The organism is Streptomyces sp. BK340 (assembly GCF_007827595.1).
GTDB lineage: Bacteria > Actinomycetota > Actinomycetes > Streptomycetales > Streptomycetaceae > Streptomyces.
On record NZ_VISR01000021.1, the window covers coordinates 19,154 to 43,544 of the forward strand.

The window sequence follows — 24,391 nt, forward strand, 5'->3', positions numbered from 1 at the left end:
CGAGGAGTACCGACATGCAGCTCATCACCTGCCCCTGGTGCGGTGACCGCGAGGAGATCGAGTTCCACTACGGCGGTCAGGCGCACGTCGCCCACCCCGAGGACCCCTACGCGATCGACGACGAGCAGTGGGCCCAGTACGTCTTCTTCCGTGACAACCCCAAGGGCCCGTTCGCCGAACGGTGGGTGCACTCGGCCGGCTGCCGGCGCTGGTTCAACGCCGTGCGCGACACCGTCTCCCACGAGTTCCTCGCCGTGTACGAGATCGGCGCCGAGCGCCCTTCCATCCCGTCGAGCACCGCACCCGCCGTACCGCAGACGCGGGCGAAGGGCCAGGAGGCCAGCCGATGAACACTCCCTTCCGCGCCCCCGGCCACGGTCACGTCGACCGCGACACCAGCCTCTCCTTCACCTTCGACGGCACCGCCTACACCGGCCACCCCGGCGACACCCTCGCCTCGGCCCTGCTGGCCAACGGCGTGCACCACGTGGCCAACGGCATCAAGTACGGCCGCCCGCGCGGATTCCTGGCCGCCGGAGCCGAAGAACCCAACGCGCTCGTGCAGATCGAGTTCCCCTTCCCCGAGCCCATGCTCACGGCCACCACGGTGGAGCTGTACGACGGCCTGGTCGCCCGGGGTCTGTCCGGCCAGGGCAGGCTGAGCAGCGAGCCGGACACCGCCCGCTACGACACCGTGCACGCCCACTGCGACGTCCTGGTCGTCGGCGCGGGCCCTGCGGGACTGACCGCCGCCCTGGCATCGGCCCGGGCCGGAGCCCGGGTGATCCTCGTCGACGAACTCCCGCAGCCGGGCGGGTCGTTGCTCGGCAGCCAGGAACTGATCGACGGCGCACCGGCGCTCTCGTGGGTCAGCGAGGCCGTAGCGGAGCTCGGCGGCATCGGGGACGTACAGATCCTGCAGCGCACCACCGCCTTCGGCCACTACGACGACGGACTCGTACTGGCCCTGGAAAAGCGCACCGACCACCTCGGTGCAGCGGCGCCCGCCCATGTGTCACGGCAGCGGATCTGGCGGATCCGCGCCCGCCAGGTCGTGTACGCCACCGGCGCCTACGAGCGCCCGGTCGCCTTCGACAACAACGACCGCCCCGGGATCATGCTGGCCGGCTCGGCCCGCACCTACCTCAACCGCTTCGGCGTCCTGCCCGGCCGACAGGCCGTCGTGTTCACCACGAACGACAGCGCCTACCCGGCCGCACTCGAACTGGCCGACGCGGGCGTGCGGATCGCCGCGGTGATCGACGCACGCGAGGAGGTGCCGGAGCACTGGCGCACCGCCTGCGACGAGCGTGGCATCGGCATCCGCGCCGGCCATGTGGTCACCGGCACCAGCGGCATCGAGCGCGTCACCCGAGCCCATGTCGCCCCCTTCGGCCAGGGGAACCTCGGCGAGCGGCAGGGCGTCGACTGCGATCTGCTGCTGGTATCGGGCGGCTGGAACCCCGCGGTGGCTCTGTTCAGCCAGGCCCGCGGCACCCTGCGCTACGACGACGCGATCGGCGCCTTCGTCCCCGCCGACGCGCCCGGCAACGTCCGTACGGCGGGGGCGGTCGGCGGTACGTTCACCCTCTCCGGCTGTCTCGCGGACGGCGTGGAGGCGGCCGGTCAGGCTCTGTCGGCCCTCGGCCGGACCGGTCGGACGATCGCCCTGCCGACCACCGCCCCGCTCCCGGCCGGAGCGCCGACCCGGGTGCTCTGGCGGGTGCCGAGCCCCGAGGACGGTCACGACGGTCCGGAAGGCGCGTTGCAGTTCGTCGACCTCCAGCGCGACGCGGCCGTCTCCGACGTGCTGCGGGCGACCGGAGCGGGCCTGAGGTCGGTGGAGCACGTCAAGCGGTACACGACGATCGGCACCGCCCACGACCAGGGCCGTACCTCGGGCGTGATGACCTCGGGCATCGTCGCCGAGGCGCTGGGCGTGGATGTCGCCGACCTCGGCACCACCCGCTTCCGGCCGCCCGCCGTGCCGGTCTCCTTCGCCGCCCTCGCCGGCCGCAACCGCGGCGAACTGTTCGACCCGGTCCGGGTGACCGCGATCCACCCCTGGCATGTCGAGCAGGGCGCCCTGTTCGAGAACGTCGGCCAGTGGAAGCGCCCCTGGTACTACCCGCGGGCCGGGGAGACCATGGAGGAGGCCGTACTGCGCGAGTGCCGGGCCGCCCGCACCGGCGTCGCGATGATGGACGGCTCCACGCTCGGCAAGATCAATGTGCAGGGCCCGGACGCCGGCGTGCTGCTGGACCGGCTCTACACGAACCTGATGAGCACCCTCAAGGTGGGCCGGGTCCGCTACGGCGTGATGTGCGGCGTCGACGGCATGGCGATCGACGACGGCACGGTGATCCGGGTGGCCGAACAGGAGTTCCTGCTGACCACGACCACCGGCAACGCGGCCAAGATCCTCGAATGGATGGAGGAGTGGCTGCAGACGGAGTGGCCCGACCTGCGTGTGCACCTCACCTCCGTCACCGAGCACTGGGTGACGATCCCGCTGGTCGGGCCCCACTCCCGCGACGTGCTGGCCCTGGTGGCCCCGGGCCTGGACGTGAGCAACGACGCCTTCCCCTTCATGTCCTGGCAGGACACCACCGTGGCCGGGGTGGCGGCTCGTGTGTGCCGGATCAGCTTCTCCGGTGAACTCGCCTACGAGATCAACGTGCCCGCCTGGTACGGCATCACCGTGTGGAAGGCCCTCTACACGGCCGGCGAGGCGTTCGGCATCACGGCGTACGGCACCGAGACGATGCATGTGCTGCGCGCCGAGAAGGCCTACCCGATCATCGGGCAGGACACCGACGGCACCATCACCCCGCAGGACCTGGGCATGTCGTGGGTCGTCTCGAAGAAGAAGCCGGACTTCGTGGGCAAGCGGTCCTTCAACCGCGCGGAGAACCAGCGCGACGACCGCAAACAACTGGTCGGCCTGCTGCCGACCGACGAGCGCGTACTTCTTCCCGAAGGCGCCCAGATCATCGCCACCAGCGACATCCCGGAGCCTCCGGTACCCATGCTGGGCCACGTCACTTCCAGCTACCGAAGCGACGCCCTGCAGCGGACGTTCGCCCTGGCCCTGGTGCGCTCCGGAACCCGGCGCATCGGCGAAACCCTCTACGTCCCGCTGGACGGCCGGACCGTCCCCGTGACCGTGACCGACCCCGTGCTCTTCGACAAGGAGGGAGCTCGCCGTGACGGTTGAGACACCCGCTCGCTTCAGCCCGCTCGTCGAGTCGCAGAACGCCCTCGCACAGCTGCCGACCGGAATCCAGGTGCGGGAACTGCCCTGTCTGACCCAGCTCACCCTCCGCCTGGAGCCCGGCGGCGCGGCGGCGAAGGCCGTCGAGTCCTGCCTGGGCGTCACCCTGCCGGGCCCCCTGCGCGCCGAACTGGCTGGTGACGTCCAGGTGTTGTGGATGGGCCCGGACGAATGGCTGCTGGTGGCCCCCGACGGCCGGCAGGACGACCTCCTGGCGCGGCTGCGCTCGGCGATCGGTGACGAGTTCGCCACCGTCACCGACGTCTCGGCACAGCGCACCACGCTGGCCCTGTCCGGGCACCTCGTCCGCAAGGTGCTGGCCCAGGGCTGTGCGGTCGACCTGGATCCGCGGGTGACTCCCGTCGGCTCCTGCCTGACCACGCTGCTGGCGCAGGCACCGGTCACCCTCGTGGTGCGAGGCGAAGCTGCCTCCGGTGTCTGGCTGCTGGTCCGCTCCTCGTTCGCCTCCTACCTGGCTTCGTGGCTGGTCGACGCCTGCACGGAATACCGGGAAAGCACCTGATGAGCATCAGCGTCTTCGACATGTTCAAGGTCGGCATCGGCCCCTCCAGCTCCCACACCGTCGGCCCCATGCGTGCGGCGCTGTCCTTCGCGTACGGCCTGGAGCAGGACGGTTTGCTGGAGGCGACGAGCCGCGTACATGTCGAGCTGTTCGGCTCGCTGGGCGCCACCGGTCACGGGCACGGCAGTGTGAAGGCCGTCGTCCTGGGGCTGGAGGGTGAGGCCCCCGAACTCGTCGACCCTGCCATCGCGGAGCCGACGATGGACCGGATCCGGGAAACGCGCGGCCTGCGGCTGCTGGGCAAGCACACCATCGCCTTCCAGGCCGACGCCGACGTCGTCCTGCACCGCAGCAAGCGGCTGGCCTTCCACGCGAACGCCATGACCTTCGAGGCCACCGCCCGCGACGGCGGCTGCCTGGCCAGGCGCACCTACTACTCCGTCGGCGGCGGTTTCGTCGTGGACGAGAGAGGGGACGACAGTGCGGCCGACGGCTCGCGGATCGTCCCGGACAGCACACCGGTGCGCTATCCGTTCGGCACCGGAGCCGAGCTGCTGGCGCATACCCGGGCCACCGGGCTGCCGATCAGCTCGATCATGATGGCGAACGAACTGGCCTGGCGCACCGAGGACGAGGTCCGCGCCGGCCTGCTGCACATCTGGTCGGTGATGCAGGAGTGCGTACGCCGGGGCTGCGGCCAGGACGGGGTGCTGCCCGGCGGGCTGAAGGTCCGCCGTCGGGCGGCCGCCTTGCACCGTAAGCTGCTGATGTCCGAGGCCGAGACCGACTCCCTGCACGCCATGGAGTGGGTCACCTTGTACGCCCTGGCGGTCAACGAGGAGAACGCGGCGGGCGGCAGGGTGGTGACCGCCCCGACCAACGGGGCGGCCGGCATCGTCCCGGCGGTCCTGCACTACTACGAACGCTTCGTACGCGGCGCCGGGCCGGACGGAATCGTCCGCTTCCTGCTGACCGCGGCCGCCATCGGTGTGCTGTTCAAGGAGAACGCCTCGATCTCCGGCGCCGAGGTCGGGTGCCAGGGCGAGGTCGGCTCCGCCTGCTCGATGGCGGCGGCGGGCCTGGCCGAAGTCCTCGGCGGAACCCCGGAGCAGGTGGAGAACGCGGCGGAGATCGGCATCGAGCACAACCTCGGCCTGACCTGTGACCCGGTCGGCGGCCTGGTCCAGATCCCGTGCATCGAACGCAACGCGGTGGCCTCTCTGAAGGCCATCACCGCGGCGCGGATGGCCCTGCACGGGGACGGCACCCACCACGTGTCCCTCGACCAGGCGATCAAGACCATGCGGGAGACGGGAGCCGACATGAAGGACAAGTACAGGGAGACCGCCCGCGGTGGTCTCGCCCTCAACGTCGTCGAGTGCTGAGGAGCCCGACATGAAGAACGAGTTCGTCCTCACCCTCAGTTGCCCCGAGCGCCCCGGCATCCTCCACGCCGTGACGTCGTTCCTGCTCCGCCACGGCTGCGACATCACCGAGCACCAGCAGTTCGACGACGCCGACCACGGCATCGTGTTCCTGCGCACCGGTTTCGCCGCCCCCGGCACCGAAGTGACCCTGGACCGTCTGCGGGACACCTTCGCGCCCGTGGCCGCCGAGTGGGGAATGGACTGGCAGCTCAGGGACTCCGCACGCAAGCCGCGCGTGCTCGTGATGGTGTCCAAGTTCGACCACTGCCTGGCCGACCTGCTCTACCGGTGGCGCAGCAAGGATCTGGACGCCGAGATCGTCCTGGTGGCCTCCAACCATCCCGACCTGGAGCCGCTGGCGACGGCCGAGGGCGTGCCGTTCGAGCACGTCCCCGTCACGGCCGACACCAAGCCGCAGGCCGAAGCCCGGCTGCTCGCTCTGGTCGAGGAACACCGCGTCGACCTCGTCGTCCTCGCCCGCTACATGCAGGTGCTCTCCGACGACCTGTGCAAGCGGCTCGAAGGCAGGGCCATCAACATCCACCACTCCTTCCTGCCGAGCTTCGCCGGAGCCAAGCCGTACCACCAGGCCCACCGCCGCGGGGTGAAACTGGTGGGCGCGACCGCCCACTACGTCACGGCCGATCTGGACGAGGGACCGATCATCGAGCAGGAGATCATCCGGGTCGATCACCGTGCCGGCGCCGACCGGCTCGTCACCGTCGGCCGCGACGCCGAACGCCTGGCACTGGCCCGCGCCGTCAACTGGCACTGCCAGGGCCGTGTCCTGATCCACGGCAACCGGACCGTGGTCTTCAGCTGATCCCGACGCCCCTCCCCCGGGGCTTCGCGGACGGCCGCAGGCATACGCGACGGCAAGGCGACCGGATCGGGATGACCGGCGTGGCTCGGGAGACTGTGACCACACACGGTCGCTGCTGGGGCGGCAAGTGGCCGGTCAGCGCACCAGCAGGTCGATCACGCCTGTCAGGCCCTCCTCACCACTGCCCTCGGCCAGGCGGCGGCGCATCAGCTCGAAGTAGGGGCTGAGCAACTCCGGGCTGACACCCTGCTGCTCGGCGGTACTCAGGAAGGTCGGCGTGCCGGCCACCTGCATGGCGAGATGGGAGACGACACCCTTGGTGTAGTCGCCGCTCCTCAGATGGTCGGCGGTCTGGTGCACTGCCGGGGCCATCGCCACGAGCCAGTCGGCAAGCAGCGGGGCGAGCGACACGGGGTCGATGTCCTCCTTGCGGATCAGGGCGAAGGCGTGCGCGGCTCCGGCGAACATCCCGTACATGGCGCTGAGCAGGGCCACGTCGTACAGGGCTGCGAAGCCCGCGTCCTCGCCGACGTAGGCAGTGCCGGCCGGGACGCCCAGGGTCTCTTCGTGTCGCTCGAACAGCTCTCGCGAGCCGCTGTAGAAAACGTAACCGCCGGCTTCCGGGACGCCGATCATCGGGGGGACAGCCATGATCCCGCCGTCCAGGTACCGGGCGCCGCACACACCTGTGGGATCGACACTGCGATGGAGGTGATCGGCGGCAAGTGGAAAGTGCTGATCCTCTGGGCGCTCCACGAGCACCCCTACCGCCGCTTCGGCGAGTTGCGTCGGCTGCTTCCGGGGATCACCGAGAAGGTGCTGGCATCCCACCTACGTGAGATGGAAGCGGACGGCATCGTCCACCGCGTCTCCTACGACGAGGTGCCGCCCCGCGTCGAGTACTCGCTGACCGAGGACGGCATACGCCTCAACGGCGCACTCCAGCCGCTGGCCGCTTGGGGACGCGAGCGGCCGAACGCTCGAGCGCTGCAGGGGAGGGCAGATTAGCGGCGAGCTTGTCGTATGCGGCGGAGAAAGGCGTTGAAGGGACAATGATCAAGCTGGTAACTTGCGGTTGACCGTGACACCGCCCGAGGAGGTGAGACCCGTGAACGCTGTATCGACGTGGGTGCTCCCCCTATCTCTCACGGCCGGCGATTGACGTAGGTGTCGCCGGGAGCGCCTCGACAACAAGGCACTCCCGAAGGGCAACACCTGTGCACTCTCTCCAGTTCACCGCCGAGTCGTCGTCGAACGGCGTGATCGAGCGCGACTTCACCGTGAGCGAGGTCCCCGGCGTCCTCTGGTCGCCGGCCTCCGGCGCCGATCGCGCGCCCTTGGTCCTGATGGGCCACGGCGGCGGCAATCACAAGAAGCATCCGGCGATGTCGGGCCGGGCCCGGCGCCTGGTGACCGGTTGCGGCTTCCATGCCGCGGTCATCGACGCGCCCGGACACGGTGACCGGCCGCGCACGGCACACGACGAGGCAGAGATCGCCGAGCTGTTCCGGGCGAGGGCGGCCGGCGAGCCGGAAGGCCCGATCGTCGTCCGCTACAACGCCCACCTGGCTCAGCTCGCCGTACCCGAGTACCTGGCGACGCTCGACGCTCTGCAGGGGCTTCCCGAGATCGGCACCGACGGGCCGGTCGGCTACTGGGGCATCAACATGGGCACCGCGATCGGCATTCCGTTCGTCGCGGCCGAACCCAGGATCACCGCCGCGGTCTTCGGGCAGCACTGGCCCGATGTCCTGGCCGAGAGGGCGAAGCAGATCACCATCCCGATCGAGTTCGACATGCAGTGGGACGACGAGCACATCTCGCGCGAGGAGGGTCTCGCGCTGTTCGACGCCTTCGCCTCGAAGGAGAAGTCGTTGCACGTGAACTCGGGCAAGCACAAGGAGCTGCCCCGGTTCGAGGTCGACAGCGCGGTCAGGTTCTTCGCCCGGCATCTCGGCGGAGCGGTCACCGCGTCGGCCTGACGTGAGCGGTAGGGGAGGCGGCGGCCCAGGCGCACGGTCCCGGAAGTCGAGGCGTACAACTCCCGGGCGGCGCTGGGCAGCCGCGTTCGGCTCAGGGCACGGGCCTTCGGCGCCAGAACGCCGCGCCGTGCTTCCGCTCCCGATCGATCCGGCCAGGCCCGGCCAGGCCTTCGGGTGATGCTGTCAGCGGTGGCTGGCAACATGTCCGTATGACTCGCAAGGATCTTGACGCTCTGTTCGCTTCCCCCGCGGCCCTGCTCGCCGTCGGCCCCGAGGGCGTTCGGGACCTGCCCGCCACAGGTGGTGGAGCGGGCCGCGAGGCCTACGCCCAGGCCGTCACGATCCTCGACGGGGCCGAGGTGTCCCGGGCTGAGTTCGCCTCGTGGCTGCACTTCGGCGCGAAGGTCCTGGGCCACGACGCCTACGCCGGCCTGGTCGCCGAAGCCGCGCCGGGCATGCCGTGGCGAACCGTCTGGGCGTGGTGGCGGCCGGTCGGCGCCTACCGGGCGAAGCCGAACTTGAGCGGGGACGCCGGTGTCGAGGTCCACGAGGCGCCGGACGGCCGTCTTCTGCTGAAGCTGTGGTCGCAGTGGACCCAGGCGCACTGGCTCGATCCGGCCACCGGCATACGCGTGCCTGCCCCCGCGGACGGCGAGTTCACAGAGCGGCCCTACGACGCCCCGGTCGAGGGGCCGGTCCTCTTCGACCCGGACGACGACCAAGGCCTCCACCAGCCCGACACCTGGGAGGAGCCCGTGCCCCTCGGCGGCGACCGAGTCATGTTCTTCGAGCCGCGCGGCGTCGTGGTCCTGGAGCGCAATGGCGCGGCGACCGACGGGCCGACGGACTCCGGAGCCGTCTCCTGGGGCGAGGGCGGCCCATGGTTCACAGGGCCGACGGCAGCCGAAGTCCCTCTGGACGCCGCCCGCCTCGAGGAGGCGTTCGATACGGACGGGATGGTGCTGCTGACCCAGGATCAACTGCCCGCCGCGCTGACTCACGTGCCCACACGAGAGCTGGCCGTCACCGCGGGGCTGCCGAAGTGGTTCGCCGCAGGAGTCGCCACGTTCACCCTGGCCTGGAGCGACGGGAAAGCGCACGGTCTGGAGCCCGATGAGAACGGCCTGCTGCACCTGGGCACCTTCGAGCTGGCGTACGCCGACACCGGCCGGGTGCTCGTCCATCCCGAGACGGGCACGGTGTCGATGGTTCGCAACGGCCAGGGGCCGTTCCCCTTCGCCCGGGACACCGAGACCTTCGTGCGGCTGCTGGAGACCGTGTACCGATTCATGGGCGCCTGCTGGAACCCGTACCCCGGCGAGTACGGCGAGCGGGACTTCCTGAGTGAAGTTGCCGCCCTCGAACCGCTCTCAGTGGACGAGGAGACGCCCGCGCACAGCGTCTGGGAGCACCTGTTCGCAGCCATCGTCGAACTCAGCCCGTGGGGCTTCTGACACCGGACGCCCCGGCACGGGACGGCCGGGCGGGGACGCCGGCCCGAGCATGGTGTGCAGCAGGTGACCATGTGATGCCGGGGCTCTCGGGTCACACGGCTCTCTCGACTAGAGCCTGTTTCTGGAGTGGATCACGTATTGATGTACTGACCCGGGAGGGCCATATGCTGCACTCGTATGAAGGATCTTGGTAGTCAGATCGCGTACTGGGACGGCGTGGGTGCGACGAAGACGTTCACCCATCCAGTGAATCTCAGCTGGCTGGCGGGGGTGGACCGGGACGCTCGGGTCCTGGACTACGGCTGTGGATACGGTCGTGTCATGGCCGAACTGAGCGAGCACGGCTTCCGCGATGTCTCCGGTGTGGACTTGTCTCCCGCACTCATCGAGCGGGGCCGCCAGTTTCGTTCCGACCTGCGCTTCGCTGTCCTGGAGTCCCCACCGGACCTGATTGACGCCTCGGGGAGCTTCGATGTCGTCCTGCTGTTCGCAGTGCTGACGTGTATCCCCGACACCCATGCTCAGCGGGCGCTGGTCCGCGAGCTCAACCGCGTCCTCGCGCCTGGTGGGCTCCTGTACGTCAGCGACATGGTCCTACAGGACGATGAGCGAAACCACAGCCGCTACGCGGCCTACGCCCGGCAATTCGGCACACCGTACGGGGTGTTCGCCACGGACGACGGTGCGGTGTGCCGACACCACGACATGGCGGAGCTGCGCGCTCTGCTGTCGGATTTCGACCTGGTGGACGAGCGCGGGATCGAGGTGGCCACGATGAACGGCCACCTGTCGCAGGCGGTGCAGCTGCTGGCCCGCAAGCGATAACGGTCACAGCCACGCATGGCGCTGTAGTTCAAGCCTATGACGGCGCCGTACCCAGGACTCCGCCGTCCGGCCCATCAAGACCACCGGTCATGACGCCGAAAGAGATCGAGCGGAGTCGCCCTTCCGCGCGTTCCCGGCATGACTCTGCGCTCACGCAGCCCCGATACCTGCAGTGCCGTCCCTCGGCGGCCGAGGCCCACAGGAGACCCTGCATGCCCGTACGCCTGCCCATGACCACCACCGCTGCCGTTGCCGCCGCGCTCCTGCTCACTGCGCTCACCGGCGCGGCTCCTGCCGCAGCCGACCATGCTCGCGGCAGTGCACTGCTGGACAGGGTGACCTTCGGTGACCCGTACGCCAACTGCACCATCGGTGCCAGGTCCCCCGGCAGCGTCGTCTACCCCGGCACCGAGGTCGAGCCGTACCTCTCCGTCGATCCGCGTGATCCGAAGCGCGTGGTCACCGTGTTCCAGCAGGACCGTTGGTCAGACGGCGGCGCGCGCGGACTGGCGGCCGGCTGGACGAAGGACGGCCGGACCTTCCACGAGAACACGCTGCCCTTCAGCGCGTGCGCGCCGGGCGGCGCGGACTACGAGCGGGCCACCGACCCCTGGGTAAGCACCGGGCCGGACGGCACCGTCTACGCCAGTGGGGAAGGCGTCGACTTCACGAAGAGCACGCGCAGCGCCCTCCTGGCCGTCACGTCCCACAACGGCGGCCGCACCTGGGAGAACCTCACCACCACGCACGTCGACGAAGAGCCGTTCTTCAACGACAAGCCCTCGATCACCGCCGACCCGATCCACCGGGGCACGGCCTACCAGGTCTGGGACCGCCTCGACAACAATCCTCCAGGACCGAGTTCGATCGACGGTCCGGGCTACATCTCCCTCACCCGGGACGGGGGCCGTACCTGGAGCCACGCACGCCTGTTCGTGGACACCAGCACCGTGCCCAACACGCAGACCATCGGCCATGTGATCGTCGTCAACCCGCGCACCGGCACGCTGTACGACTTCTTCGACTGGATCACTTCCTCCGACGACCTGAGCACCGTCACCGAGGCCCACTACGCCGTGGTGACCTCAACCGACGGCGGCAGGTCCTGGAGTGCTCCGACCACCGTGGCCCGGGACACCTCTGTGCCGGAGGTCGATCCGAACGACCCCGCCAAGACGCTGCGCGCGGCATCCACACTCCCCAGCCCCGCCATCGATCCCAGGACCGGCGCGCTGTACATGGCCTACGAGGGCTCGGACTTCTCCGACGGCGCGTACAACTCGGTCCAATTGGTGCGCTCCACCGACGGCGGGCGCACCTGGAGCCGGACTCCGGCGCTCATCAGCCCCAAGGGCGTGCCTGCCTTCTCACCGTCGATCGCCGTCGACAAGCGGGGCACGGTCGCGCTCACCTACTACGACCTGCGCTTCCTCAAGCCCGGCAACACAACCACACTGCCCACCGCCTATCAGCTGGCCACCCTTCCGGACGGTGACCCGGGCCGCCGCTCAGAGCGACGCATCTCCCGGATCTTCGACTGGCTGCAGGCGCCCAACGCCGGGGGCTATTTCCTCGGAGACTACCAGGGTCTGGCCGCCGCCGGCAACGGGGTACGGGCAGTGCTGACCGAGACCAACTCCGGCGCTCCGCACAACCGCACGGACGTGTACAGCGGTAGCCTGCGTACGCGCTGACGGTACAGGAGCTGGTGAGGGCGGGCGTGCAGGCAGTGCCGTCCGGGGCATCTCACACCCCGGTGCGACCGGCTCCTCGGCGACACCGGCTCCGGATCCGGCCGGCTTCTGGTGGCCCCGGCCCCGGAGCCGGGCGACGCCCCAGCCGAATCACCTGCCTGGGAGGGATGCCTGCCGGGCAAGGAACTCCTCGAACGCCGCCTTCTGCTTCGGATCCATGAAGCCCTGGCGGACTGTGCGGGCCTGCTCCTGGAGCCAGTGCGCTTCGTCGGGGTCCAGCAGCTCGGCGACCACCACGCCTTGGCGAGCAACCGCCGTGCGCCCTCCTACGCGACGACGAAAAAGCGTGAACGCACCGAATTCCGCCGGGTGGCCCAGTTCCGGCTCCTCCCCCACAGCTTGCTCCTCTTCCTCTTCCTCAGCGACACTCGTCGGGTAGGCGGAGGGTGCCCAATGCTCCCAGAGCGCCAACGTGGCCGCGGGCACCAGCACCGCGCGTTCCGCCTCTTCACGCCCCTCCCACATGAACGTGACAGAGACGGGCTCGCCGATCACCTCGGCCAACCCGAGCACCTTCTCCATCTCATCGTTGATCGGGTACCCCACCACTACATCGATCTGTATGCCCATGGTGCCCGAGGCTACTGACCGCTTCCGACAAGCCAGTCCAAGGCGGGGCATCTTCCTCACGCCACCCAGACCGCCAACGTCCGCTCGATGCGCCTCGCGGCGAAGCTGCAGGCGGCTAGCGTGTCCGGATGCCGACTGTGAATCTGCGTCATTCGGTCCGCGCGATCATCCTCGACGAGGACGAGCGAATCCTTCTCTGTCGGTTCGCGATTCCGGAGCCGGCAGGAACCGTGGTGTGGGCGACTCCCGGCGGCGGAATCGAGCCGGGCGAGACGCCGCTTGCCGCGCTGAGGCGCGAACTCCAGGAAGAGGTCGGTCTTGCCGTCCCAACCGATCCACCGCACGTCTGGCACCAGGAAGTCGTAGCCCCTGGGCACGCCAAGGGCTACGACGGCGTCATCAACGACTACTTCCTCGTACGCACTCCCCCGTTCGAGCCACGCGGAGCCCTGTCCGACGACCAGCTCGCCGCGGAGAACATCAGCGGTCTGCGGTGGTGGCACCCGCGCGAGATCGCTTCCTATGACGGAACCGACCTGTTCTCCCCTCGTGACCTCGCGACCTTCTTGACAGCATTGATCACCGCTGGTGCTCCGTCTGCGCCCATCCACCTAGGTCTGTGAACAGACACTCTCTTCCTGGGGCGTGGAGGACCCGCTTCTGCGCCAGGCGCCGGACACGTAGTGCTGGGGCCTCGCATGCACCCGCGGCAGATGTGGGACCCCGGAAGCGCCGTATGCTGCACTCGTATGAAGGATCTTGGTAGTCAGATCGCGTTGCGGCCCGAACTCTCTGCCGGCTCGGGACCCATGACTTCCTGGACCTCCAGGAAACAGCCCCGGTCAACGGGGCGACGTGCTCGTCATGAGCCTGATGCACACGGCCGGCCCGTACGCCTGACCAGCTGACTGCGCCGTATGAGCCAACCAGCCACCACGCGAGGAGATCGATCATTGTTCCGATGGTCCGCCGCCCTGAACCAGGCCGGCGTCAGCGATCAGGAGATGCGGCGCGCCTACGACGTCCAGCGCAAGCTCGTACGGAGCTACCGCCGTGAGGAGTACCTCGCCGCTCGCCTGCTGCTTCCCGCCGGACTTCGCCCGTACGTCCTGGCCGCAGTTGCCTTCATGCACGAAACGGACCGTCGCATCGACCTCGGAGACGTCAGTGCTCGGAACGAGGCTCTCCGCTCCTGGAACAGCGAGGTGAGGGCGGTCCTGGACGGCGCGAAAACCGACCAGGACACGCTCCGCGCCCTGGAAGACACGGTGCGGCGCCATGCGCAGATGGCCGAGCGTGTGCGCGACTTCCTTGACGGAACTCCCGTCGAGGCGGCCTGGCGCGGCTTCGAGAGCGAGGCCGAGTTGCAGACTTACGTGGACCGCTACTCGATGCCGGCCCTGATGCTCACGGCCTGCCTCATAGGCCCACTTCCAGGGGCTGCACAGTACGAGGCGTTCGAGCAAGGGTGCCGCAAGCTCATCGAGGCGATGCAGCGCATCGACTTCCTGGCCGACTTGCCCGAGGACCTGCAGCAGGGTCATATCGGCGTTCCCCGGGACGAGCTGCTGCGTCGGGGGCTGGACGTTGAGGATCTTCGTGAGCGGCCCGAGGCATGCATGCCCGCGATGGAGAAGGTGGTGAACGCCCAAGCGGCTCTTGCTGATCAAGTGTTCTCGCAGGCGCGGGAGCTGCCCGCGCTCGTGGAGCCGCACTATCGCCCGTTCCTGCGCGCCCTGATGGCCGTCCAGAGACTGCGTCTTCAGGCGGTCGAGGCCGCTGGTGGCTCTGTCCTCAAGAACGGGGCGCGCCCAGCCGCTTCAGCGACTCTGAGGATCCTCTGGCAGGAGTATCGGGCGTTCAGGAAGCTTCAGCGCTGAGGCGTAGAAGCAGTGCGCGGACTCCGTGCGCTCGCTGACCCTCAACGGTGCTGCAGACGTCCTGGCAACGCCAGGCAGAGCCACGTCAGGGCGGCGTCAGTGGGGTCTGCCAATGTTGTTCACGTGAACGGCGCGGGTCACTCCGAAGCCGGGAGCAGGGAGAGGTGCCCGGAGTGGTTGATCGGGGACCAGCGAGCACGCCTCAAGGTCGGGCCTCACGAGGCCCACGCAGGTTCGAATCCTGCCCTCTCCGCCAGTAAGTCCAACGAGGCGATGGGGGCGGCGGCGTACTACACGTGCGGCTTCGCGGGTTGTTTCGTCAGTCCGAGTTGGCCCACAGCAGCACTCCCGGCCCATCCGGCGTGATCACCGGGCTCCATGACTCATCAGCGTCACGGATTCGGCTGTCGTCCAGTCTCAAGGAATGCCGCTCCTCAGCGTGTCCGTCGAATGACCAGAAGAACCAGAGGTCTCCCACCGGCGGCACGGCGGATTCCGCACTGTTCTGCGTCCTGTGCGTTGCCTTAGCGTTCCGACGCCAGTCGCCACCATTACTCAGGAGGGGACACGTGCGCAGCTTCAGGCGAATGACCGCAACCGCCGCAGCCTCCCTGACTCTGGCCGCCGGCCTTATCGGGCCAGCTGCCGGAGCACACGCAGCAACTACCGACTACGCGTGCCGCGGCTCGGACGTGCATGCCGACGGCCTGTACGTGCACACCTGCATCAACTGGTACATGGGCCAGAGCAACCCCGTCCGGGGCACAGCGAGCACCCACGGCAGCAACAACACGTCCATCACGCTGTGCGTCCACCTCCTCAACCAAAATCTGCAAGAGGTGGCCGGCTCGAAGAGATGCAGCACGGTCTCGGGGTCGTCCGGGTTCGTTCAGGGCACGTCGGTGAACCAGCCCTGCGACGGCACGAATTACTACGCCGAGTCGTGGTTCACCTCTCCGACCTACTACTACGGCGGCATGGGCCCTGGCGTCGTGTGCTGAGCGTGGAGAAGTTGACGTGCCGTGACGGGACGCTCTGACGCGACTGGAGGCAGCGGACTCAGCCAGCCTTCGACCAAGTCGCCACAAGGGCTCGCCGATCCGGAAAGCGGGGACCGGAGACCATCTCCTGGGTGACCTCACCGTTGAGCCAGCACACTCGCTCGGGGCCGCCGTCGCCGGTGTCGAACAGGCAACACACTCCGCCGCTTGCGGCGGTGAGGTCGGTGAATGCCCTCCTGATGTTGCGCGACCGCGCGAACAAGCGGCTCATCCCCGACGTCGCCGCCCAGCACTCCAGCGACGCGTAACCGGGGTGCAGGAGGGACTCGAACCGGATCGCCGCGTAGACGTAACCGATCTGGATGCGCCCGTCCGCGTCGGGTTCAGGGCCGCCCCTCTTCGTGTACTCGCGCAGTGCGTCATCGACGTCGAACATGAGGGATGTGTCGAGCCTCAGCGTGCTGCTCGTGGAGCAGTCGACCGGCTCGCTCTTGAAGTGGGACGTGAACGGGAGGACGAGCCGCTCACCGCCGGGCAGGGTGACCTCGAGCGGCGGCACGCGAGGGGCCGGTGGCGCCAGCGCGGCCAGATTGGCCAGTGCCTTGGCAACGTTCCGGGGACGCAGGTAGACGTCGTAGCCGTAGGTCAGCCCCATTCTTCCCCCTCTGCCGGTTCGAACCGCAGCTTCTCATGCCCCGCCCCGGGGAGCCTGCCGATCTCCCAGGGGGTAGCGCCGATCAGGTGCCATAGTCGTTTGCCGGTACCGGCGTCGGCCGGGTGCACCTGAGGCGACCGGCGATGCATCGAGAGGTTGTTCAAGCCGCGGTCAACGTGCGCGCTTGTCGATGAGTGCGGCCAGACCGTCCAGAATGCGCTGCAGCCCGAACTCCCATGCCTGATCGTGCCCGTCTGATTCGGCCACTGAGGCGAGGGCCGCGGCGAGCGAGGGAAATCGCTCGCCGTGTGCCTGCATCAGATCGGCGAGCACGGCGCCCAGTTGGGCCTCGGGGTTGCCCGCGGGGCCCGCTGCACGCATCTGCTGGGTGATGCCGCGTACGTGACTCACCAGCAGAACGGCCGCGTCCATCCGTTCGGCACCGCTCAGCCCAGTTCCGTCCAGAGCCGAGATGGCGTGCTCCAGCCAGGACAGCTCTCCAGGCCCCGGGGTCCGCGGCCCGACGGTGGCGTCCAGCGCCCAGGGGTGACGGCGAAATACGGTGATCAGCTGGCGGGCCCATTCCTCCATCTGCTCTCGCCAGCCACCGCGCCGCGCTTCTGCGCTCGGGTACGGGCCGATCGCGGCGTCCACCATCAGAGCGACCAGTTCCGCCTTGCCCGGCACGTACCGGTACAGCGCCATCTTGGTCACGCCGAGTCGCATGGCGACGCGCTGCATGGACACCTCGGCCAACCCCTCCGAGTCGGCGATCTCGGTCCCGGCCTGCGCGATGCGATCGAGGTCGAGTTTCGGTCGGGGACCCCGCGCGGGCTTGGGATGCGGACCCCACAACAGCCGCACCACCTCGGCGTGTTCGCCGCCCATGTCTGCCGCCCTTCCTTCCCCGTTCTTGCCGAACCAACTGTGTCCAGGGTACACAGTAATTATGAGTGTCCGCAGGACACAGTTTCTGGAGCGGAGGAACCTGTGAACAGAAACGTACTCATCTCCGGCGCGAGTACCGCCGGCCCAGCGCTCGCCTACTGGCTGGGACGCCACGGCTTCAGACCCACCGTGGTCGAACTCGCCCCACACCTGCGTCAGGGCGGCCAGGCCGTCGACTTCCGTGGTGAAGCGCATCTGACCGTGCTGGAGCGCATGGGCCTGATCCCCGAGCTACGCCGCATCCAGACCGGCGGCAGCCCGATGCGATTCGTCGACGAAGTCAGCCGCACCCTGCTGCATCTGCCGGCCGAGTTCGCCGGCGGCGACATAGAGGTACTTCGCGGAGACCTGGCCCGAGTGCTGTACGAACACAGCCTCCCGTACACCGAGTACATCTTCGGCGACTCGATCACCAGCCTCGCCGAGACGTCCTCCTGCGTGCGGGTCGGCTTCCAACACGGGGCATCACGCGACTTCGACCTGGTCATCGGGGCGGACGGACTGCATTCGAACGTCCGTCGTCTCGCCTTCGGCCCGGAGGAGGACTATGTGAGCCACCTCGGCTATTACGCCGCCACCTGGCAGTTGCCCAACGACCTGGGCCTGGAAAAGGGGTCGATCGGCTACACCGCCCCGGGTCGGTTCGCCTCCGTCGGCGCCGACCACCGGGACCCGGCCAGGGCGGGGGCGTTCTTCGTATTCGCCTCGCCGCAGCTGTCGTACGACCGCCACGACCCGGAACAGCAGAAGCGTCTCATCCGCAACGCGTTCTCCGGCCTCGGCTGGGAGGTGCCCCACCTTCTCGGCACGCTGCACCAGGCTCAGGACCCGTATTTCGACTCGATAAGCCGGGCGGACGTGGATACCTGGTCCACAGGGCGAGTGTGCCTGGTCGGCGACGCCGCCTGCGGAGCCACGATCGGCGGCATGGGCACGGGGACTGCGGTGGTCGCCGCCTATGTGCTGGCCGGTGAACTCGCACGAGCCCAGGGCGACCACCGGGTGGCCTTCGCCCGGTACGAGAGCAGGCTCCGCAAGTACGCCAAGGGCTGTCAGGCAGGCGGTGACCGCACCGGGAAGTTCTTCGCACCCGGCACCGCCGCCGGCATACGCTTCCGCAACACCCTGTTGTCCCGTCCGTTGTTCCTGAACGCAATGCTCAGGCTCGGGGAGAGAGTCAGCAGCACCGTGGTCCTGCCCGACTATCCAGCCGACCCCACCCGCGTCGGCCGATGACGCGAAGGCCAAGGTCCAGAGGTGTTCCGGTGTACAGCGGGAACAGCCGGCCGGGCCGAGACTGTTGCACCGTCAAGGACACCGGCGCCACGCGAGCGGGGAACACGGAGACCAACAGGCCGTCCGGACGTGACCCGGGGCCTTCGGGTCCGCGGTTCCCCCTCATCCGGGATCTGATATTGAGGGACGACCGCCCATACGTCCGCCGCACAGTCGGACCTAGGCCTTTTTCACACAGGAGGACTGTTTTATGAATGACCGGCCCTTGACGCTCATGGCGGTGCACGCCCACCCCGACGACGAGGCCACCGGCACAGGAGGTGTCCTCGCACGGTATGCGGCGGAGGGCATTCGCACGGTCCTGGTGACCTGCACCGACGGCGGTTGCGGTGACGGACCGGGGGGTGTCAAGCCGGGCGATCCCGGGCACGATCCGACGGCCGTCGCGTCGATGCGGCGTCAGGAACTCGAGGCAAGCTGCGAAGTCCTGAAGGTCAGTCATCTGGAGATGCTGGACTACGCCGACTCCGGGATGATGGGCTGGCCCACCAATGACGCCCCCGGCTCCTTCTGGCAGACACCTGTGGAGGAGGGCGCTGCGAGGCTTGCGGAACTCTTGCGACGCTACCAGCCCGATGTGGTCGTCACCTACGACGAGAACGGCTTCTACGGCCACCCCGACCACATCCAGGCCAACCGCATCACGATGGCGGCACTGGCGATGACCGCGCTGACACCGAAGGTGTACTGGACGACGGCGCCCCGCTCGATGATGCAGCGGTTCGGGGAGGTCATGCGCGAGTTCGGCGCGGACGCGCGGGAGCCGGATCCCGCCGAGACCGCCGCGATGGCCGAGATCGGACTCCCCGACGAGGAGATCACCACCTGGGTGGACACGAGCGCGTTCGGCGGCCAGAAGTTCGATGCGCTGGCCGCACATGCGAGCCAGGGCGAGAACATCTTCTTCCTCAAGATGGGCCGGGAGAGGTTCACCGAGTTGATGGGCGTCGAGACTTTCGTACGTGTCCAGGACACCACCGGAGCGGCCGTGCCCGAGAACGACCTCTTCGCCGGACTGCGCTGATCCACTCGCACAACCGGGCAGGGCTGCCGAGCGGGAACGCTCGGCACGCCCTCGGCTCCGGGAGGCGTCTGGGATCTCGGGGTCGAGCCGCTGATCGCCCGCCGGGTAACCGAGCACGGCTCCGGACTCGCCGGCCCCGTCCACCTTGATGGAGCCGTAGACGAAGCCGTCCAACTCCACCACGTCCGGCCAGCTGTGCTCGTTGTCGCGATGAACCCGCCGGAGAAGTCGAGCGTCGAGGCCACGGCGTTGTCCAGGGCGAGCGCCACTCCGCGCTGGCTGGGGCGTTCCAGGCGTGCACCTCGCATGTGCAGTCCGCCTGGCAGCTGTGCCCCCATGAGACGGACTTCACCGTGCGTGACGAATCCGTCCTGGCAGTAGACGCCGCCCTCCGCGACGAGCCCGCCGGCGGACACCGCCCATTCCTCGGGTGCGGTGATCTCGGCGCCGCCGAGGTTCACGGCGCCGCGCACGTGGGCGTTGATGAGCGACAAGGCAGTGACCCTGCGGTGGAAGCGCGAGGCAGTGCCGCCTTCCAGGCGAGAGCCGCGCAGGTCGAGGCGTCCCGATATCCGTGCGCCCGCGAGCCTCAGACACGCGACGGCGCTCGGCTGCGCGATGTTGGCACCCTGGAGAAGCGCCACGATCACGGCGGCCCGAACCGTCCGCCCGGGGCCCCCTATCCCCGCCTCGGCAACAGGGTCGTCCTCGCGCGCACCCGCACGCAGGTCCACGTGGCATCCCTCGGGGAACGCATCCCACAGCTCGTCTCGCCCGACCACGTGTGGCACCGTGTGGGCGGGCAGACCGTCACGGGCGCAGGTCCAGGGTGATGTGCGGGGACAGTGCGCTCAGGAAGTCGGGCGCGTCGAAGACCTCGCCGGCTGAGGCCACGCCGACCGTCCTGGTCCGGCCGGTGAGGATGCGGTGGACCGCTTCCACCGCGAGCGGTGCGGTGACGGCGTAGATGTCCTGTCCCCGGGCCACGGCGCGCCGTTCGGTGTCGCCGGAGCGTACGACGACGTCGACGAGGAAGGTCTGTGCGGAGCGCCCGTATTCGTCGACCGCGGTGGGGGCCGGTGTGTCCGGGGCCACGACACCGCCGGCTGCTTCGGTCGTCATGTAGGTACGCACTTCGGGGATGGACAGATGGCTGGGGATGGTGACGACGTCGGCCATCGTGAACTCGGCCATGACAGCCCTCGGGCCCATCGGGTCGGGGAAGGGCCACTTCAGGGTGGGCAGTTCATCGTCGTGGTACTCCAACTGCCCGTTCGTGAAGCGGACACGGCGGCCACCACGCCGCTCGGCGGAGACCTTGCCCGCGGCACGCGTCCCCTCCGTGGGCTCCCAGCTGTTGAGACCGTACGCGATGTGTGCCTCGTCGGCCTCGGTCCAGTCGCCCATCGCGGCCGTGGCCAGGAGGTCGCCGAGGCCGCCGTAGAAGGCCATCGCGGGGACGATCACCGCGCCCGTCTCGTGGGCGCGGTCCGCAAAGTGCGCGAAGGTGTCGGCGTTGGCCTCGATCTCGGCCGCCACATCGACGTACGGGATCCCAGCGCGCAGGGCTGCTTCGATCACAGGAGCGGCCGTTGTTGCGAAGGACCCCGCACAGTTGATGACGGCTGCCACGCCGTCCAGCGCGCGCTCGAGCGAGACCGAGTCGTCGACCGACGCAGGACGGACGTCGAGTCCGGGGTACTCGTCCGCCAGCGCCTGCAGCTTGTGGACATCGCGCCCGGCCAGGACCGGGACGAATCCGCGCTCCTGGAGGTGTGCCACAACGAACCGGCCGGTGTGCCCGTATGCGCCGTACACCGTCACCGTCTGCCCCGTTGCCATGACTTCTCTCCCGTGTTCCGAACCGATCGACTGCGACCATCCTGACGTGTTTGAACTGTCAACCATGAGTGTCTGGAACGACATGTGCCGTACAGTTTCAGACATGAAAGCTGTCGCGTTGGCCGTCACCGACGGGATGCTGCACTTCGAACTGTCCGTGGCCCACGAGGTCTTCGGCTCCGCCCCGGCGGCGGTCACCGTCCCCTGGTACGACCTCACGGTCTGCGGGCCGGACATCGTGCCCTTCGGCCGGTTCCGCCTGGAGCCCGACCACGGCCTCGACCACCTCCAGAACGCCGACACCGTGATCGTCCCCGGCTGGGCCGACATCGACGTGAACCCACCCGCCGAACTCGTTGACGCGCTGCGCGCGGCCCACGACGCGGGCGCCCGCGTGGCCTCTCTGTGCACCGGCGCGTTCGTCCTGGCCGAAGCCGGCCTGCTGGACGGGAAGCGCGCCACCACCCACTGGGCGCACACCGAGGTCCTGGCCACCCGATACCCCGAGGCGCAGGTCGACCCGGACGTGCTCTACGTGGACAACGGGAGCGTTCTGACCTCCGCAGGCAAGGCCGCTGCGCTGGACCTGTGCCTGCACCTGGTCCGCCTCGACCACGGCTCGTCGGTCGCCAACGCCGTCGCCCGCCGCCTGGTCGTCCCACCGCACCGGTCCGGCGGCCAGGCCCAGTTCGTCACCGCCCCGGTGCCCTCTCAGGACGACCACCCGCTCACCGCCCTGTTCCCCTGGATCATCGAGCGGCTCGACCAACCGCTGACCGTGGAGGACCTGGCCCGCCAGGCCCGGATGAGCTCACGCCACCTGGGCCGTCACTTCCGCGCGGCAACCGGCACCACTCCCCTGCAATGGCTGCTGGCCCAGCGGATCCGCCACGCCCAGGAGCTGCTGGAGAAGACTGACGACGGCATCGACACCATCGCGGCGGCCACCGGCATGGGCACCGCCACGACGCTGCGCCGTCACTTCAACCGCACCCTCGGCGTCCCCCCGGACACCTATCGCCGCACCTTCCGCTCACGCACCCACCAGTCCCCCGACGTCAGCAACCGCGCCGCCTGAAGTGTCCTGCCCAGCTACCTGTGCCGTATCGAACTCATCTCCGGTGAACCACAGTTGCGGACGACGGCCTTCAACACGAGCGCTGCTCGGTGCGCATCAGCAGCGGTCCTGGAATGAGCGTGGTGAAAGCACGGGGGCGGACGGTGTGGGACGGGTCCGGGCTCAGGCGCCAGCGGGGCAGGACGGTGGCCAGGGTGAGGTGGACTTCGGCGAGGCTGAACGCATTGCCGATGCACTTGTGGGGGCCCGCGCCGAAAGGCAGGAAGGCGCAGCCGGTGCCGGTGTAGGACAGCTCTGCCTCGGGTCGGTCCGGATCGAAGTCGTCCGGGCGGGGGTGGTGGCCGGGTGCATGGTGGAGGGCGTAGGGGCTGTAGAAGACGTAGGCGCCCGCCGGGATTCTGTGTCCGCCGAGTTGAGCGTCGGTAGCGGCACGGCGTGGGGTGAGCCAGGCCGGTGGGTACAGCCGCAGGGCCTCGGCGACGACCCGGCGCAGAAGGCCGAGGTGGGGCAGGTCGTCCAGGGTGGGGAGCTTGTCACCGAGTTCGTGGCGGAGTTCGGTGTGGAGGCGTTGGTCGATGTCGGGGTGCGTCCCCAGGAGGTGCAGGGTCCAGGCGAGGAGAGCGGCGGTGGTGTCTGTGCCCGCGAGGAGGAGGGTCATGACCTCGTCGTGGATCTGCTGTTGGGGCAGGGGCCGGCCGGTGTGTTCGTCCCGGGCGGCGAGCAACGCGGTCAGCAGGTCGGGGCTGGGGGTGGAGTCGTTGCGGCGGTCGTCGATGAGCTGCGCCACCAGGGCGTGCAATCGGCGTACGGCGGTGGTGTAGGCACGGTTTTCGCGGGTGGGCAGTGCGTGGAGCCAGGGCATGGGCAGCGCAGCGCGCTTGCCGACGCCTGCGAAGGCGACAGGCAGGTGTGTGGTGATCTCGTGGACCGCGTCGTCGGGCAGGCGTGCCGAGTACAGGCAGCGGGTCAGGGCGGTGGCGGCGATCCGGTACATCTCCCGGTCGATGCGCAGGCGCCGGCCGTGGCGCCAAGTGGTGCTGCGTTCCTCGGCGACAGCGGTCATGATCTGGGCGTAGTGCTCCATGCGGTGGGGATGGAACAGCGGCTGGAGCGTGCGGCGCTGTCGCATGTGCGTTTCGCCCTCGCTCGTACCCAGGCCGTTGCCCACCAGGACGCGCACGGTCTCGTACAGCGGGCTTCCGGTCTTGGTGAACTCACGGTTGCGTACGACGAGCAACTCGTGGACCAACCTGGGATCGCTGACCAGGTATCCCGGGATCGGGCCCAGCCGGAGGGCGACCAGGTCGGCCTGTCCGCGGAGGGAGTCGAGGAATCGCAGAGGACGGAAACGCAGTTGCCAGGCATGTCCGAGCAGGGGAAGACCCCCGGGGGCAGTGGCCAACGTCGCGGGGCGGTCCCGGGGCTCGATATCAGTGGTGAAAGGCCCGGCAGTCATCGTCGAAGTGCCCTTTCTGTGCATCGTTCACTGGGTACGCCGCCGAGTTGGGACGCCGCGCCGTGGGACACGGTCTGACGAAGACCATCACCCTCCGCAGCCACCTCGAAAGGTGCCCGGCACAGCGCACAGGCGCACGTGCAGGGGCACCGCGTGCCGATCGGACGCCTTCGCCCAGCCGCGCTCCCGATAATGCGCGGTGCGCGGCCTCCGTTTGAGCGGCGAGCGAATCGGTCCGAAGAAGGACCATGGCGCCGTAATACCGGCTCGGCCCAATGCCTCGCCCGGGCGTGAGAGCCTCACGCACGTGGCTACTCAAACCGAGGTGGGGACGCTGCACCAGCGCGGCTGGCGAACGGCCTTCACGGTCGCTGAGAGAGTGAACGCCTGGGCTGCCCTGGTGAACGTCATCGAGCACGGCTACGGCGACGACATCCGACCTGTGGTGGTGGCGACACCCTCGCATCCTCACCGGAGACCTCGGGCGTTCCCTTCGCTCGGCCGCGGCCACCGGCACCGACCCGGACACAGCATCCCGCTTCGCGCAGGACACCGACTTGAGTTCTCATCCGCCGACAG

The 24,391-nt window shown here is 68.9% G+C and carries 22 protein-coding genes and 2 pseudogenes; 17 read left to right on the forward strand and 7 right to left on the reverse strand.

All coding sequences use genetic code 11. The annotated features are described in order from the left end of the window. The first annotated feature begins 14 nt into the window (after positions 1-14). The 5 genes from FB157_RS30610 to purU are packed head-to-tail and all read left to right on the forward strand — an operon-like array spanning position 15 to position 6,047. Positions 15-350, forward strand: a complete 336-nt coding sequence (locus FB157_RS30610) for a sarcosine oxidase subunit delta (protein ID WP_145883902.1) — start codon at positions 15-17, stop codon at positions 348-350. Further along, positions 347-3,217: a 2Fe-2S iron-sulfur cluster-binding protein gene (locus FB157_RS30615; protein ID WP_145883903.1), complete on the forward strand. Its 2,871-nt coding sequence runs from the start codon at positions 347-349 to the stop codon at positions 3,215-3,217. Before FB157_RS30610 ends, FB157_RS30615 begins: the two co-directional genes overlap by 4 nt. Then, positions 3,207-3,797, forward strand: a complete 591-nt coding sequence (locus tag FB157_RS30620) for a sarcosine oxidase subunit gamma (protein WP_145883904.1) — start codon at positions 3,207-3,209, stop codon at positions 3,795-3,797. The genes FB157_RS30615 and FB157_RS30620 overlap by 11 nt, the downstream gene beginning before the upstream one ends. After that, positions 3,797-5,182, forward strand: a complete 1,386-nt coding sequence (locus FB157_RS30625; RefSeq protein WP_145883905.1) for an L-serine ammonia-lyase — start codon at positions 3,797-3,799, stop codon at positions 5,180-5,182. The genes FB157_RS30620 and FB157_RS30625 overlap by 1 nt, the downstream gene beginning before the upstream one ends. Before the next feature lie 10 nt (positions 5,183-5,192). Beyond that, positions 5,193-6,047: a formyltetrahydrofolate deformylase gene (gene purU, locus FB157_RS30630; protein WP_145883906.1), complete on the forward strand. Its 855-nt coding sequence runs from the start codon at positions 5,193-5,195 to the stop codon at positions 6,045-6,047. 135 nt (positions 6,048-6,182) lie between these two features. Here the strand turns inward: purU and FB157_RS30635 are convergent. Next, positions 6,183-6,725: pseudogene (locus FB157_RS30635) on the reverse strand (NAD(P)-dependent oxidoreductase); the annotation flags it as partial. Between the two features lie 27 nt (positions 6,726-6,752). On the opposite strand from FB157_RS30635, the gene FB157_RS30640 reads away from it, so the two are divergent. From FB157_RS30640 to FB157_RS30660, 5 genes are all read left to right on the forward strand, one after another. Further along, positions 6,753-7,055, forward strand: a complete 303-nt coding sequence (locus FB157_RS30640; protein WP_145883907.1) for a helix-turn-helix domain-containing protein — start codon at positions 6,753-6,755, stop codon at positions 7,053-7,055. 209 nt (positions 7,056-7,264) lie between these two features. Continuing rightward, positions 7,265-8,029, forward strand: a complete 765-nt coding sequence (locus tag FB157_RS30645; protein ID WP_145883908.1) for an alpha/beta hydrolase — start codon at positions 7,265-7,267, stop codon at positions 8,027-8,029. Positions 8,030-8,238: 209 nt separating this feature from the next. After that, positions 8,239-9,483 carry an SUKH-4 family immunity protein gene (locus FB157_RS30650; protein WP_145883909.1) on the forward strand — a complete coding sequence of 415 codons (1,245 nt, stop codon included), beginning with the start codon at positions 8,239-8,241 and terminating at the stop codon, positions 9,481-9,483. Between the two features lie 177 nt (positions 9,484-9,660). Next, complete coding sequence (locus FB157_RS30655; protein WP_145883910.1) at positions 9,661-10,308, forward strand: bifunctional 2-polyprenyl-6-hydroxyphenol methylase/3-demethylubiquinol 3-O-methyltransferase UbiG; 648 nt, start codon at positions 9,661-9,663, stop codon at positions 10,306-10,308. Between the two features lie 212 nt (positions 10,309-10,520). Then, positions 10,521-12,002 (forward strand): sialidase family protein, encoded by a 1,482-nt coding sequence (locus tag FB157_RS30660; protein WP_145883911.1) that lies wholly within the window; start codon positions 10,521-10,523, stop codon positions 12,000-12,002. A 150-nt stretch (positions 12,003-12,152) separates the two neighbouring features. Here the strand turns inward: FB157_RS30660 and FB157_RS30665 are convergent, their stop codons facing one another. Further along, on the reverse strand, positions 12,153-12,632 hold the full coding sequence (locus tag FB157_RS30665) for a hypothetical protein (RefSeq protein ID WP_145883912.1): 480 nt from the start codon (positions 12,630-12,632) through the stop codon (positions 12,153-12,155). Positions 12,633-12,760: 128 nt separating this feature from the next. On the opposite strand from FB157_RS30665, the gene FB157_RS30670 reads away from it, so the two are divergent. The 3 genes and pseudogenes from FB157_RS30670 (at position 12,761) to FB157_RS47565 (ending at position 14,768) form a co-directional block, all read left to right on the forward strand. Further along, on the forward strand, positions 12,761-13,255 hold the full coding sequence (locus FB157_RS30670) for an NUDIX hydrolase (RefSeq protein ID WP_145883913.1): 495 nt from the start codon (positions 12,761-12,763) through the stop codon (positions 13,253-13,255). 294 nt (positions 13,256-13,549) lie between these two features. Next, positions 13,550-14,512, forward strand: a complete 963-nt coding sequence (locus tag FB157_RS30675; RefSeq protein WP_261386638.1) for a squalene/phytoene synthase family protein — start codon at positions 13,550-13,552, stop codon at positions 14,510-14,512. A gap of 158 nt (positions 14,513-14,670) precedes the next feature. Continuing rightward, positions 14,671-14,768 (forward strand): annotated as a pseudogene (locus FB157_RS47565). Positions 14,769-14,831: 63 nt separating this feature from the next. On the opposite strand, the gene FB157_RS48785 reads toward FB157_RS47565, so the two are convergent. Continuing rightward, positions 14,832-14,999, reverse strand: coding sequence for a DUF6210 family protein (locus tag FB157_RS48785; RefSeq protein WP_315903849.1), 168 nt, complete (start codon positions 14,997-14,999; stop codon positions 14,832-14,834). A gap of 100 nt (positions 15,000-15,099) precedes the next feature. On the opposite strand from FB157_RS48785, the gene FB157_RS30680 reads away from it, so the two are divergent. Then, a complete protein-coding gene (locus FB157_RS30680) occupies positions 15,100-15,513 on the forward strand; it encodes a hypothetical protein (protein ID WP_145883914.1) in 414 nt (137 codons plus the stop codon). Positions 15,514-15,571: 58 nt separating this feature from the next. Here FB157_RS30680 and FB157_RS30685 read toward each other — a convergent pair whose 3' ends face one another. Together FB157_RS30685 and FB157_RS30690 are read right to left on the reverse strand one after the other, a co-directional pair. Continuing rightward, the gene (locus FB157_RS30685) at positions 15,572-16,168 is read right to left on the reverse strand and encodes a hypothetical protein (RefSeq protein WP_145883915.1); all 597 of its coding nucleotides are present in this window, start codon (positions 16,166-16,168) and stop codon (positions 15,572-15,574) included. Positions 16,169-16,339: 171 nt separating this feature from the next. Beyond that, positions 16,340-17,056 (reverse strand): TetR/AcrR family transcriptional regulator, encoded by a 717-nt coding sequence (locus tag FB157_RS30690; protein ID WP_145883916.1) that lies wholly within the window; start codon positions 17,054-17,056, stop codon positions 16,340-16,342. 102 nt (positions 17,057-17,158) lie between these two features. On the opposite strand from FB157_RS30690, the gene FB157_RS30695 reads away from it, so the two are divergent. Together FB157_RS30695 and FB157_RS30700 are read left to right on the forward strand one after the other, a co-directional pair. After that, positions 17,159-18,352, forward strand: a complete 1,194-nt coding sequence (locus tag FB157_RS30695) for an FAD-dependent monooxygenase (protein WP_145883917.1) — start codon at positions 17,159-17,161, stop codon at positions 18,350-18,352. A gap of 250 nt (positions 18,353-18,602) precedes the next feature. Then, positions 18,603-19,436: a PIG-L family deacetylase gene (locus FB157_RS30700; RefSeq protein WP_145883918.1), complete on the forward strand. Its 834-nt coding sequence runs from the start codon at positions 18,603-18,605 to the stop codon at positions 19,434-19,436. An 810-nt stretch (positions 19,437-20,246) separates the two neighbouring features. Here FB157_RS30700 and FB157_RS30710 read toward each other — a convergent pair. Further along, positions 20,247-21,278: a trans-acting enoyl reductase family protein gene (locus FB157_RS30710; RefSeq protein ID WP_145883919.1), complete on the reverse strand. Its 1,032-nt coding sequence runs from the start codon at positions 21,276-21,278 to the stop codon at positions 20,247-20,249. A 103-nt stretch (positions 21,279-21,381) separates the two neighbouring features. Between FB157_RS30710 and FB157_RS30715 the strand changes: the two genes are divergently transcribed. Continuing rightward, complete coding sequence (locus FB157_RS30715; protein WP_145883920.1) at positions 21,382-22,356, forward strand: helix-turn-helix domain-containing protein; 975 nt, start codon at positions 21,382-21,384, stop codon at positions 22,354-22,356. 70 nt (positions 22,357-22,426) lie between these two features. On the opposite strand, the gene FB157_RS30720 is transcribed toward FB157_RS30715, so the two are convergent. Next, positions 22,427-23,758: a cytochrome P450 gene (locus FB157_RS30720; RefSeq protein WP_222440980.1), complete on the reverse strand. Its 1,332-nt coding sequence runs from the start codon at positions 23,756-23,758 to the stop codon at positions 22,427-22,429. Positions 23,759-24,391: the final 633 nt, after the last annotated feature.